Raw genomic sequence first — 12225 nt, forward strand, 5'->3', positions numbered from 1 at the left:
CTTCCCACTGGCACTATTAGGAATAACGGCATGAGTACCCTTCTTCGCATTCGTCAAATGTATCCCGCCCTGGCGCAGAACGATCGAAAACTGGCGGATTACCTGCTGCACAACGCCGAAGAGGCTCGCCATCTGAGTTCACAAAAACTGGCCCAGGTGGCCGGCGTCAGCCAGTCCAGCGTGGTCAAGTTTGCGCAGAAGATGGGTTATAAAGGTTTCCCGGCGCTGAAACTGGCGCTGAGCGAAACGCTGGCACAGCCGCAGTCGGAGCCGGTGGTGACCGTGCATAACCGGATTCTCAGCAGCGATACGCTCAAAATCGTCGGTGAGAAGCTCTTACTGGAGAAACAGGCGGCGTTGCGCGCCACGCTGGATATTAACAGTGAAGAACGCCTGTACCAGGCCTTAACCATGCTGCGCGGCGCGCGGCGAGTGTTTCTTATGGGGATTGGCGCCTCAGGTCTGGTCGCCAAAGACTTTTCCTACAAACTGCTGAAAATCGGCGTGATGGCGGTGGCCGAAGCCGATATGCATGCGCAACTGGCTGCGGTGCAGGCGCTGGACCCGCAAGACTTGCTGGTTGCCCTCTCCTTCAGCGGCGAGCGGCGCGAAATCAATCTGGCCGCCGACGAAGCCAAAGCGGCCGGCGCACAAGTTCTGGCGCTCACCTGCTTTTCCCCCAACAGCCTGCAGCAGCGTGCGGACCACTGCCTGTATACCATTGCCGAAGAACCTAGCACCCGCAGCGCCGCCATTTCCTCCAGCACTGCCCAATATGCCCTTACCGACCTGTTGTTTATGGCGTTAATCCAACATGATTTGGATCATGCGCGAGTACGTATTAAACATAGCGAACAGTTGATGAGGAAATTGGTTTAAATAAACTCTAGTTATTAATAACGTCATCTATCTGGCGTAAAAATCCGGCGCTCGTCATTATCACGTCCAGATAGATCGCCCTATCGCGTATCTCCCGACATGGGAAAAATAGAACGCAAGCCGGGAGGCCGAGGCGTCACAAAGCCGCCGTGTGTTTAGCGTAATGATTTCTCTAATTCCAATGGATTCCTTTTCCTGCTTTTAATCCTCTTGGCCGGAGAACCAAAATACATCGCCCACTCTTCTGTATTTTTCATTACCAATGAGTTGGCGCCAACCGACGTTCCTTCAGCCAGCGTTATCCCCGGCATGACAATGGATTGAGACCCCACAATCACATGCCGTTCAAGTACAATCGTTCCAGAAACGACGCCCGTAAGTGCGGCGGGAACGGTAGGATTTGTCATAAACCTGCCGCTATAGTCATCACTTTTTGAATAAAGCTTCACCGACTGTGATATACCGGAAAAGTCGCGCATAATAACGCCCGCGCCCGCGAAAATTGCAGCATAGCCGCCGATATGAACATAAGAACCTATATCAAGAAAACCATCGCCTGCCGCAATAATTGTCGAAAACCCGTCAATTCTGACATTATCTCCCAGAGAGATATTCTCAATACCGATAATGGTGCAATTTTTTGCAACTAAAACATTCGTTCCTACTGACTTAAACCCACACTCTCTGAGATCGTCTTCATGATAATAACCGGGATTAAAGCATTCATTTTTCACAAATAAACTCCATTTATGTCAATCACTGATAGTATGTCGCCGTACATGGAACATGAAAGTCTTATCATGCATAAAACCCCCTCTAAAAGCCATCCTGGATACAGTACCGCTCAAAATACCGCCATATCAATGCCCGGCACACCATCCGTGCAGGCAAAAACAGGCACTATGCCGCGCCAGCAGAAGATAAGCTTGATCTCGTCGATGAAAGCAGTTGAAACGGACAAAAAACAACCAGTCATAATTCGGTTTTGTGGTAAAGTGCGCGGCGGCAGAAACTGCTTCTGCGCACACCCCGGCATGTAAGATGGAATTGTTACTAATATGGCTCTGCTGATTACCAAAAAATGCATCAACTGCGATATGTGTGAACCCGAGTGCCCGAATCAGGCTATCTCAATGGGCGCGGACATTTACCAGATTGATACCGAACGCTGCACCGAATGCGTCGGTCATTATGATACACCGACCTGTCAGCAGGTATGCCCGATTGATAACACCATTGTGGTCGACCCGCAGCATACGGAAAGCCAGGAACAGCTGTGGGATAAATTTGTGGTGCTGCATCACGCCGACAGGCTGTAATTCACGGACGCCGCGCCCGGCGGCGTCCGTATCGTCATCAGCTTTCGATTATCACCGTCGCGCAGGCATAACGGCGCTCATCGGCCAGTGAAACGTGGATGTTCGTCACACCCATTTCCTGCGCCAGCTCCGCCGCCCGTTCATGCAGGCGAATATTCGGCTTGCCTAATCCGTCGTTAAACACTTCGAACTGATTAAACGCCAGGCCGTTGCGAATACCGGTGCCGAACGCCTTTGCCGCCGCCTCTTTGACGGCAAAACGCTTGGCCAGAAAACGCACCGGTTGCTGATGCTGCTGATAGAGCGCCCATTCGGCCGCGTTCAGCACGCGCCGTGCCAGCCGATCGCCGCTGCGTTCAACCACCGCTTCAATACGTGCAATTTCAACGATATCGGTGCCAAGCCCAAGTACCGCCATTAGCGACGCGCTTCCCGCATCAGCAGCTTCATCTCGGCAACCGCGTCTGCCAGGCCGCTCATCACCGCCTGCCCGATAATGGCGTGGCCGATATTCAGCTCATGCATTTCCGGCAGTGCGGCAATCGGCTGCACGTTATGGTAGGTCAGACCGTGGCCGGCATTGACCTTCAGGCCCTTTTCCGCCGCATAGCGCGCCGCCTGCGCAATGCGCAGCAGTTCGGCCTCTACCGCCAGCTCGCCCTGCGCTTCGGCATAGGCGCCGGTGTGAATCTCAATGTACGGCGCGCCCACCGCCACCGCCGCATCAATCTGGCGATGATCCGGGTCGATAAAAAGCGAAACCTGAATGCCCGCCTGCGTCAGACGCTCAACCGCCAGCGTCATTTTGTCCAACTGGCCGGCGACGTCCAGCCCGCCCTCGGTGGTCACTTCCTCACGCTTTTCCGGCACCAGGCAGCAGAAGTGCGGCTGCAGTTCACAGGCGATGTCCAGCATCTCGTCGGTCACGGCCATTTCCAGATTCATCCGCGTCTGGATGGTCTGGCGCAAAATACGCACGTCGCGATCGGTGATGTGGCGGCGGTCCTCACGCAGATGAACCGTAATGCCGTCTGCACCGGCCTGTTCAGCGGTAAATGCCGCCTGTACCGGATCGGGATATTGGGTTCCGCGCGCGTTACGCAAGGTGGCGATATGATCGATATTAACGCCGAGCAGTAAATCAGCCATGACAACCTCTTAGATTGAAATTTTCGTTCCCGCAGTTTACACGCAGGCGGAAAGCGGCAAAAGCAGAAAGGGCGTCAGGCGTCATCAACCGGCGTATGCGGTTGCTTACGGACGAACTGACGAAACAGCTCGCGGCTTTTCAGCGGCTTGCCGCCAAGATAGGGTTTCAATGCGATACGGGTAAAACGTTTGGCGGCGCGCAGGGTATCGGCATCCGGGAACTGACGCTCGGCCAGCGCGCGCAGTTCGCGGCCGGTAAAGCTGTAATGATCCACTACCAGGCTGGCAATAAAGCCTTTTTCCTCACGATAGCGGTAGGTCATGCCGTCATCAACCGCCTCGCCGCTGCCGGCGCAGTGCAGAAAATCCACGCCGTAACCCAGATGATGCAACAGCGCCAGTTCAAACTGCCGCAGCGCATGTTCCGGCGAGCCGTCTGCCGCCGCCAGCGCCTGCAGACACTGCAGGTAGTCAAAGAACAGTACCGAATAGTTGGCTTCCTGCTCCAGCACGCGCGACAGCAATTCGTTAACGTACAGGCCGCTGTACAGCATCATGCCGCTGAGAGGTAAACCGAGGGAGACTGCTTCGGCGTTGCGCAGCGTTTTTACTTCGCCACGCCCGCCCCAGCGGACTAACAGAGGGGTAAAGGGCTGCAGGCAGCCCTTCAGATTGGAGCGGCGGCTACGCGCGCCTTTGGCCAGTAAACGCACCCGCCCGTGGCCTTCGGTAAACAGATCCAGCATCAGGCTGGTTTCACTGTACGGTCGCCCATGCAGGACGAAAGCGCGCTCCCAGCCGTCCATCGGCGGTTACTTCAGATCGTCGACATAGCCCAGGCTGCGCAGCGCACGTTCGTCGTCCGCCCAGCCGGATTTAACTTTCACCCACAGTTCCAGATGCACTTTGGCTTCAAACATCTGTTCCATGTCCTGACGGGCTTCAATACCGATGGTTTTAATCTTCGCGCCCTTGTTGCCGATAACCATTTTCTTCTGGCCTTCGCGCTCAACCAGGATCAGACCATGCACGTCATAGCCGCCGCGGTCGTTGGCGACGAACTGTTCAATCTCAACGGTCACCGAATAAGGCAGCTCTTCACCCAGGAAACGCATCAGTTTTTCGCGGATAATTTCCGACGCCATAAAACGCTGCGAACGATCGGTGATGTAATCTTCCGGGAAGTGGTGTTCCGCTTCCGGCAGCAGCTTGCGCACAATGCCGGCGATGGTGTCGACATTCATCCCTTTCTCGGCGGAGATTGGCACCACGTCGAGGAAGTTCATCTGCTGGCTGAGGAAAGCGATATGCGGCAGCAGTTTGGATTTGTCGGTTACGTTGTCGACCTTGTTGATCGCCAGCAGTACCGGGCACTTCAGGCTGCGCAGTTTGTTCAGCACCATCTCATCGTCGTCGGTCCAGTTGGTGCCTTCGACCACGAAGATCACCAGCTCCACATCGCCGATCGAGCTGCTGGCCGCACGGTTCATCAGGCGGTTGATGGCGCGCTTTTCTTCGATGTGCAGCCCCGGGGTATCCACGTAGATCGCCTGATAAGGCCCTTCAGTGTCGATACCCATAATGCGGTGACGCGTGGTCTGCGGCTTACGCGAGGTAATGGAGACTTTTTGCCCCAGCAGTTGGTTCAGCAACGTGGATTTGCCCACGTTGGGACGCCCAACGATCGCGATAAATCCGCAGTATTGTGTTTCTTCGCTCATTCAAGCTCCAGCTTTTTCAGCGCTTGTTCCGCTGCCGCCTGCTCGGCTTTACGGCGGCTTGAGCCGGTGCCTACCACCGGTTCGCTCAAACCACTCACCTGACAGTGGATGGTAAACTCCTGGTCGTGCGCTTCACCGCGAACCTGCACCACCAGATAAGAAGGCAACGGCAGATGACGCCCCTGCAGAAACTCCTGCAAACGGGTTTTTGGGTCTTTCTGCTTGTCGCCCGGGCTGATTTCATCCAACCGGCTACGATACCAGTCAAGAATCAAACGTTCGACGGTCTGAATATCGCTGTCCAGGAAGACGCCGCCAATCAAGGCTTCCACCGTATCCGCCAAAATCGACTCGCGACGGAAACCGCCGCTTTTCAGCTCGCCAGGGCCAAGGCGTAAACATTCGCCCAGGTCAAACTCACGAGCCATCTCCGCCAGCGTATTGCCGCGCACCAGCGTGGCGCGCATACGGCTCATATCGCCCTCGTCTACGCGAGGAAAGCGGTGGTAGAGCGCATTGGCGATGACAAAACTCAAAATAGAGTCGCCCAGGAACTCAAGACGTTCATTATGTTTGCTGCTGGCGCTGCGGTGAGTCAGCGCCTGCAGCAAAAGTTCTTGCTGTTGAAAAGTGTAGCCCAGCTTGCGCTGCAGCCTGTTAATTACGATGGGATTCATGAGTTACCAATAGATCAAGAATGCGTCAAAAACTTTACAGCATACGGAACAGACCTGCTTTCCAAAGCTGTTTCGTTTGCAGTGGCTCTAAATCGAACCAACTTTTATCGCCCGGTATTCTACAACGAGCAGCAACAGAATGCTGCGTTTATCTCCCCGCCCTGCTTCACGCCGCACTAAATTAATACGGCACCGGGCAGAACGGGAAGACATGCGGAATTAGTGAATACCACCAATACGGCTTAATCTTACGCCGGTCGGCCACTCACCTTCCTGTTTTTCAAAGCTCATCCAGATTGCGGTCGCTTTACCCACCAGGTTCTTCTCCGGTACGAAGCCCCAATAACGGCTGTCGGCGCTGTTATCGCGGTTATCGCCCATCATAAAGTAATGACCGGCCGGCACTACCCACTCGGCCAGCTGATTACCCGGCTGCTGGTAATAGGCGCCAACCTGATCCTGCGTGCCCGGCACGGTCAGCACCCGGTGCGTCACGTCGCCCAGCGTTTCGTTGCGCTCACGCAGACGAATACCGCCTTGCGGCACGCTGTCGTTCAGCGGCACATTGTAGAAGCCGTTGCTGGCTTCGCCCATGCCGCTGCGGCTGAACATTTGTACGAAATCGCTCGGCGCCGCCTGATTATAGGTGACCGCCAGCGCCTTATCGCAGGACTGGCCGTTGTCACATGCCGGCTGTACCGTAACGCGCTTGTTCAGCGGATCGTAGCTGACCTTATCGCCCGGCAGGCCGACAACGCGCTTGATATAATCCAGCTTCGGATTCAGCGGGTATTTAAATACCGCGATATCGCCGCGTTTCGGGTGGCCGGTTTCAATCAGCGTGGTCTGGGTAATCGGATCTTTAATCCCGTAAGCGTACTTCTCCACCAGAATAAAATCGCCGATCAACAGCGTCGGCATCATCGAACCGGATGGAATCTGGAACGGCTCGTAAACAAACGAGCGCACCACGAAGACCAGCAGCAACACCGGGAAAACCGATGCGCCGGTTTCCACCCAGCCCGGCTGCTTGGCAACTTTCGCCAGCGTCTTGTCATCCAGCGTGCCGTCGGTCTGTTCGTTGACCGCCGCAATTTTCGCCCGGCGAGCCGGCGCCCACTTAAAGCGCTCCAGGCACCAGATGATCCCGGTCACCAACGTGGCAATCGCCAGGATCAAGGCAAACATATTCGCCATGCAAACTCCCTTGTTATCGAGCCTTCGCTCTTACTTACCGTCTTTACCCACGTGCAGAATGGCCAGGAACGCTTCCTGCGGCAGCTCAACGTTGCCGACCTGTTTCATGCGCTTCTTACCGTCTTTCTGTTTCTGCAGCAGCTTTTTCTTACGGCTGACGTCGCCGCCGTAGCACTTGGCCAGAACGTTCTTACGCAGCTGTTTCACCGTTGAGCGCGCAATGATATGCGTGCCGATGGCCGCCTGAATGGCAATATCGAACTGCTGACGCGGGATCAGATCTTTCATCTTTTCCACCAGCTCGCGGCCGCGGTATTGCGCGTTATCGCGGTGGGTGATCAGCGCCAGCGCATCCACGCGCTCGCTGTTGATCAGCACGTCGACGCGCACCATGTCGGAGGCCTGGAAGCGTTTGAAGTTGTAATCCAGCGACGCATAACCACGCGAGGTGGACTTCAGGCGGTCGAAGAAGTCGAGCACCACTTCCGCCATCGGAATGTCATAGGTCAGCGCCACCTGATTGCCGTGATACACCATATTGGTCTGCACGCCGCGTTTTTCCACGCACAGCGTAATCACGTTGCCCAGGTACTCCTGCGGCATCAGCATATGACATTCGGCGATCGGCTCGCGCAGCTCGGCAATATTGTTGAGCGGCGGCAGTTTGGACGGGCTGTCGACATATACCGTTTCACCGCCGGTGGTCTCCACTTCGTAGACAACCGTCGGCGCGGTGGTGATCAGATCCAGACCGTATTCACGCTCCAGACGCTCCTGAATGATCTCCATATGCAACAGGCCGAGGAAGCCGCAGCGGAAACCAAAGCCCAGCGCGGTGGAACTTTCCGGCTCATAGAACAGCGAGGCATCGTTCAGGCTCAGTTTGCCCAGCGCATCGCGGAAGGCTTCATAATCGTCAGAGCTGATCGGGAACAGGCCGGCATACACCTGCGGCTTCACTTTTTTGAAGCCCGGCAGCGGTTTCTCCGCCGGCTGGCGCGCGGTGGTCAGGGTATCGCCCACCGGGGCGCCCAGAATGTCTTTAATCGCACAGACCAGCCAGCCTACCTCGCCGCAGTTCAGCACGTCGCGGTCGACGCGTTTCGGGGTGAAAATCCCCAGGCGATCGGCGTTATAAATCTGACCGGTGCTCATGACCTTGATCTTGTCGCCTTTACGCATGGTGCCGTTTTTAATCCGCACCAGCGATACCACGCCAAGATAGTTATCAAACCAGGAGTCGATGATCAGCGCCTGCAGCGGCTCATCAGGATCGCCCTCCGGCGGCGGAATGTCACGCACCAGACGCTCCAGCACGTCCGGCACGCCGACGCCGGTCTTCGCGGAACAACGCACCGCATCGGCAGCGTCGATGCCGACGATATCTTCAATCTCCTGCGCCGCACGATCCGGATCGGCAGCCGGCAGGTCGATTTTGTTCAGTACCGGCACCACTTCCAGATCCATTTCAATGGCGGTATAGCAGTTGGCCAGCGTCTGCGCTTCTACGCCCTGCCCGGCGTCAACCACCAGCAACGCGCCTTCACAGGCCGCCAGCGAGCGTGAAACTTCATAAGAGAAGTCGACGTGGCCCGGGGTATCGATAAAGTTCAGCTGATAGGTTTCACCATCGGGCGCCTTATAATCCAGCGTGACGCTCTGCGCCTTGATGGTGATGCCGCGTTCGCGCTCCAGATCCATGGAGTCCAGCACCTGTGCAGCCATTTCACGGTCGGTCAGGCCGCCGCAAATCTGGATAATACGGTCCGACAGCGTCGATTTACCGTGGTCAATATGGGCAATAATGGAGAAATTTCGTATATGCTTCATTATAAAAGTTTTTCTGCCTTGGTATTTCTGAATTACTCGCCTATGGAAACCCGCATGGACCTAAAGCGACAGTGAGTTGGGTTAGGCCGTCTTTCGCCTGAATCGCTGCATTCTACATGCCGTAACAGCGAAAACCTAGCGATCGCTGCAGCGAAAACATTCTATTATGCGCTGTTTAATGGGGCCGGTGCCAGCCATGGATGAAAACAAATGTTAATCGGAAAAACATTTTGCCCGGACGGGAAAAGGTCGGTAAAAACGCATACCGCTCCCGCCCTTAATACATAATGCACCGCCGTGCAATCAACCCACTCTTAAACCCTCAAAAAAACAACCTTAATATCAGTTAATTATCCACTTTCGCGCTTTAGGAAAAAACCCATATACCTGACGTCCGCACCTCGATAGAAAGAGGGTGAGCTCCGTATAAAATGATGAAATCAGGGCACTACATCGGCAAGCCCGCCGGAGTTCACCAGCATATCTCTGTAGATTGATTGGAAGGTGCGTATGATCGATAAAGGGCAGATGCTGAGCCGGCACGATTTTTCAAAGGTCAACTGGGGCATTCTGGCAGCGGCGGCGCTGCTGTTAACCATCGGCGGCGCGCTGCTAATGCTGCCGCTGATGAGCAATATGGAAGAGCGCGGCATACTGACCTTGCTGCAAACCGGCGCGGTAACCATATTACTGGCGTGTATCCTGCTGGCGCTGCGTCATGTTCTGCGCCCGACGCAGACCTATCGCCTGTATGAACACGGCGTCAGAGTGTTCAATAGCCATAACCACCAGGAACGCTTTATCCCGTTTGAGAAGATCGTCGATATTTATCGCATCCGCAGCGTGCCGCTGCTGGGCAACCTGTGTGGCGGGCTGTGCGAAGCCATGGCGTTCCGTACCGCCGCCGATCAGCCCTGGTGTACGGTATTCAGCAATGTGTCACACGCCTGGGCGCTGCGTGACACCATCATCAACCAGCAGATCCTGTTGCGCGGCCCGGTGGCCCTCAATGCGTTATATCAGGGAGAGGAGCTGGCCTTTAACTATATTGCCGGCAGAACCCGCTGGCTAACCTGGCTTCTTGGCAGCAGATTACGGCACCTGCCGGGCCAGACGCTGCGGCTGAGCGCCAAAACGCTGGTTACGCCGCAGGGGGATATCGCCATCGAACAAATCCGCTCGCTGGACAGCCAGCCGCAGCACGGCGTTATCCATTTACTGGACAGCCAGGGTCAGACGCTGGCCACGCTGCGTTACTATTCACTGCTGAGCGCCGATCTGTTTATTGCGTTGCTGGAGCATATGATTAACAACCGCATCCCCGCCTACCGCAACTCGGCGATGACGCGGCCGTTCATTTAGTCAGACAGAGGGGATTCCGGCTGCAGGCGCAGCGCGGTAGGAGGCAGGCCGATTTGCAACACCACCGGCTGGTAGGCGTCCTGTTCACCCAGACGGTGGGCCAGTTTACGCGCCAGCAAAAAGGCACCCACGCCGCCAAACAACGCGCCCAGTGCCGCAGCGCCGTCCGTCGCCAGCCACAGCTGCAGCGCGCCGCCGCCGAGCATCATACCCAGCAGCGGTGTCAGATAAACCAGCATCGCCGAGCGCAGCAGGCTGCCTTCGGTGATGCCCACCTCAACCCGTTGCCCCGGCTCCAGCGGCTGTTCAATCTGCACCTGCAGCTGATGCTCGGTTTCCGGCACCAGTTCATTCAGCGCACGCGCACCGCAGCCCGAACGGGCCTTGCAGCTGCCGCAGCCCGCTTTAGGCTCGCAACGCAATAGCGCCACGCCCTGTTGCCACGAGACTACCGTGGCCCACTCTTTCATCATTTCGACGATCCCCTGAAGGAAATACCGTCAGCAATACGCTTGGCGGTTGACGGCGGCAGTTCGCCGACGATGGTAATCTCTTTGCCGTTGCGTAATTCGGTCTGAATCGTCCGTCGCCCCTGGCGATAGAGCTGCGTGCCAACGCCACTGCCCGCCGGGCTGACATTGACCGAGAAACTGAACAGGCCGTCGCTGTACAGTCGCGTTTCAACCGGCACGGAAACGTTCGGCAACTTGCGGCGATTGCGCGCCACTTCGCTGACCCCGGCCGGTAACCAGGCCGTGTTCCAACCCAGTTTAACATTGTCCATCGCCGGCAGGGAAATCAGCGGCGGCAATGAGGCTTTCAGCAATCCGCTCAGCGCGTTTTGCACCTCTTCCCCCACCTCAAATGAGATCACCCGATATTGCTCCAGCGTTTCGCCGTTGCGGTCAAGCAGATCCACCCGCAGCGGCAGTTTGGTCTCTTCATCCATCCAGACAATATAGCTGTAGCGCGAACCATCGCGCGCCACCACGCGGATCACCTCGCAAGGACGATCGGAAATACGCGTCCGGCCGACGGAGATAAAATCATAGTATTTCGCCAGACGGGTAAAGTCGGCGTACACAATGGAAGGCAGCGCATCAACGATATGGTCGCCCGACAGGGTAAACGGCTCCAGGCCCGGTTCGAAATAGCTGATGCCGTCGCCGCGCTGCAGCACTTCACGCCGCGGACCGTCCATATGCAGTAACTGGCCGAGCGCCTGCTGCTCCACCAGGGCATGGCGATAGCGCAACGACTCTATCCCCTGCTTGGTGATGCTGATATAGGCAAGCTCGTAATTGAGTGAACGGCTGGCGCTGCTCATTTGTTGCAACAACGCCCCGGACGCGGTCTGCGCCGGGGCGATATTTGAGTAGAGCAGGCTGCCCGTCAATAGACAAACGGAGAACCAAAGTTGCTTCATTACTGCTGCTGCATTCCTAAAGACTGGGTGCCTGGAACCTGAACGGCGGCCTGCTGCGGCGTGCCTTGATCAAGTTGCAATTGGTTTGAATGCAAGCGGCGTTGCAGTTCGTAATCCTGCAGCATCGCATTGATACGTTTACGCTGTTCCTGCACCTGCTGCTGTTGACCGCTGCCGGTTGAGAAACTGTCTGCCGGCACGCCCAGGCTGACCGGCGATGGCTGCCCCATAATCGGCAGCGTGTTGAACACCGGCGCTTCCGAAGAACCCGGCTGCGTGGCATCAGGCTGATTATAGTGTTGGACGCCGACGATCACCGCCAGAGAGACGCAGGCGGCAACCCCGACCTGAGTCAGCTGGCTGGCCCATGGGCGCACTTTGTGCCAGAAAGGCATCTTCTGCCAGGTTTCCGGCTGCGGCTGAGATTCAGGCACCGCCGAAGGAACCAGACGAGCAGGCTCTTTCTCCAGTGCAGCGGCAACACGTTCGGCGATATCGAGATGAATTACTTGTCCTACATCACCCCGAAGCGTGTCACGTATCAGGTGATAGCTCTGCCAGCTTTGTTGAAGCGCCCGATCCTGCGACAAAGAGCTCAGCAGTTCGTTATCGAGCGATTCACCATCCATCAGAGCGGAAAGTTTTTCTTTCTGCATGCCTAAATA

General features: G+C 56.3%; 15 protein-coding genes. 4 read left to right on the top strand and 11 right to left on the bottom strand.

Going from position 1 to position 12225, the window contains the following annotated elements; translation table 11 throughout:
* The first annotated feature begins 30 nt into the window (after window positions 1-30).
* A complete protein-coding gene (locus TAN611_RS17650; RefSeq protein WP_203066806.1) occupies window positions 31-879 on the top strand; it encodes a MurR/RpiR family transcriptional regulator in 849 nt (282 codons plus the stop codon).
* A 155-nt stretch (window positions 880-1034) separates the two neighbouring features.
* Here TAN611_RS17650 and TAN611_RS17655 read toward each other — a convergent pair whose 3' ends face one another.
* A complete protein-coding gene (locus tag TAN611_RS17655) occupies window positions 1035-1613 on the bottom strand; it encodes an acyltransferase (RefSeq protein WP_203066807.1) in 579 nt (192 codons plus the stop codon).
* Window positions 1614-1679: 66 nt separating this feature from the next.
* Here TAN611_RS17655 and TAN611_RS17660 point away from each other — a divergent pair, with 66 nt between their 5' ends.
* Both TAN611_RS17660 and TAN611_RS17665 read left to right on the top strand, forming a co-directional pair.
* On the top strand, window positions 1680-1919 hold the full coding sequence (locus TAN611_RS17660; RefSeq protein ID WP_203066808.1) for a hypothetical protein: 240 nt from the start codon (window positions 1680-1682) through the stop codon (window positions 1917-1919).
* A gap of 18 nt (window positions 1920-1937) precedes the next feature.
* Window positions 1938-2198, top strand: a complete 261-nt coding sequence (locus TAN611_RS17665; RefSeq protein ID WP_054306838.1) for a YfhL family 4Fe-4S dicluster ferredoxin — start codon at window positions 1938-1940, stop codon at window positions 2196-2198.
* A gap of 37 nt (window positions 2199-2235) precedes the next feature.
* Here TAN611_RS17665 and acpS read toward each other — a convergent pair whose 3' ends face one another.
* The 7 genes from acpS to lepA all read right to left on the bottom strand — a co-directional run bounded on the left by acpS (window position 2236) and on the right by lepA (window position 8772).
* Entirely contained in the window at window positions 2236-2616 is a 381-nt protein-coding gene (gene acpS, locus TAN611_RS17670; protein WP_015673449.1) for a holo-ACP synthase, read from the bottom strand.
* Complete coding sequence (gene pdxJ / locus TAN611_RS17675) at window positions 2616-3347, bottom strand: pyridoxine 5'-phosphate synthase (RefSeq protein WP_105232219.1); 732 nt, start codon at window positions 3345-3347, stop codon at window positions 2616-2618. The genes acpS and pdxJ overlap by 1 nt, the downstream gene beginning before the upstream one ends.
* A 74-nt stretch (window positions 3348-3421) precedes the next feature.
* Window positions 3422-4153 (bottom strand): DNA repair protein RecO, encoded by a 732-nt coding sequence (gene recO, locus TAN611_RS17680; protein ID WP_105232220.1) that lies wholly within the window; start codon window positions 4151-4153, stop codon window positions 3422-3424.
* 6 nt (window positions 4154-4159) lie between these two features.
* On the bottom strand, window positions 4160-5068 hold the full coding sequence (gene era / locus TAN611_RS17685; RefSeq protein ID WP_015673452.1) for a GTPase Era: 909 nt from the start codon (window positions 5066-5068) through the stop codon (window positions 4160-4162).
* Window positions 5065-5745: a ribonuclease III gene (gene rnc, locus TAN611_RS17690; protein WP_004929158.1), complete on the bottom strand. Its 681-nt coding sequence runs from the start codon at window positions 5743-5745 to the stop codon at window positions 5065-5067. Before rnc ends, era begins: the two co-directional genes overlap by 4 nt.
* A gap of 219 nt (window positions 5746-5964) precedes the next feature.
* Window positions 5965-6942, bottom strand: coding sequence for a signal peptidase I (gene lepB, locus TAN611_RS17695; protein ID WP_105232222.1), 978 nt, complete (start codon window positions 6940-6942; stop codon window positions 5965-5967).
* Between the two features lie 30 nt (window positions 6943-6972).
* Window positions 6973-8772, bottom strand: coding sequence for a translation elongation factor 4 (lepA, locus tag TAN611_RS17700; protein ID WP_111736604.1), 1800 nt, complete (start codon window positions 8770-8772; stop codon window positions 6973-6975).
* Between the two features lie 510 nt (window positions 8773-9282).
* On the opposite strand from lepA, the gene TAN611_RS17705 reads away from it, so the two are divergent.
* Entirely contained in the window at window positions 9283-10134 is an 852-nt protein-coding gene (locus TAN611_RS17705) for a hypothetical protein (protein ID WP_105232224.1), read from the top strand.
* Here the strand turns inward: TAN611_RS17705 and rseC are convergent.
* The 3 genes from rseC to rseA are packed head-to-tail and all read right to left on the bottom strand — an operon-like array spanning window position 10131 to window position 12216.
* Window positions 10131-10607, bottom strand: coding sequence for a SoxR-reducing system protein RseC (gene rseC, locus TAN611_RS17710; protein ID WP_105232225.1), 477 nt, complete (start codon window positions 10605-10607; stop codon window positions 10131-10133). The genes TAN611_RS17705 and rseC overlap by 4 nt on opposite strands.
* On the bottom strand, window positions 10604-11560 hold the full coding sequence (rseB, locus tag TAN611_RS17715; RefSeq protein ID WP_105232226.1) for a sigma-E factor regulatory protein RseB: 957 nt from the start codon (window positions 11558-11560) through the stop codon (window positions 10604-10606). The genes rseC and rseB overlap by 4 nt, the downstream gene beginning before the upstream one ends.
* On the bottom strand, window positions 11560-12216 hold the full coding sequence (gene rseA / locus TAN611_RS17720; protein ID WP_054306833.1) for an anti-sigma-E factor RseA: 657 nt from the start codon (window positions 12214-12216) through the stop codon (window positions 11560-11562). The genes rseB and rseA overlap by 1 nt, the downstream gene beginning before the upstream one ends.
* Window positions 12217-12225: the final 9 nt, after the last annotated feature.

The sequence above is a fragment of the Serratia sp. Tan611 genome, assembly GCF_905188235.1.
Lineage (GTDB): Bacteria > Pseudomonadota > Gammaproteobacteria > Enterobacterales > Enterobacteriaceae > Serratia_B > Serratia_B rhizosphaerae.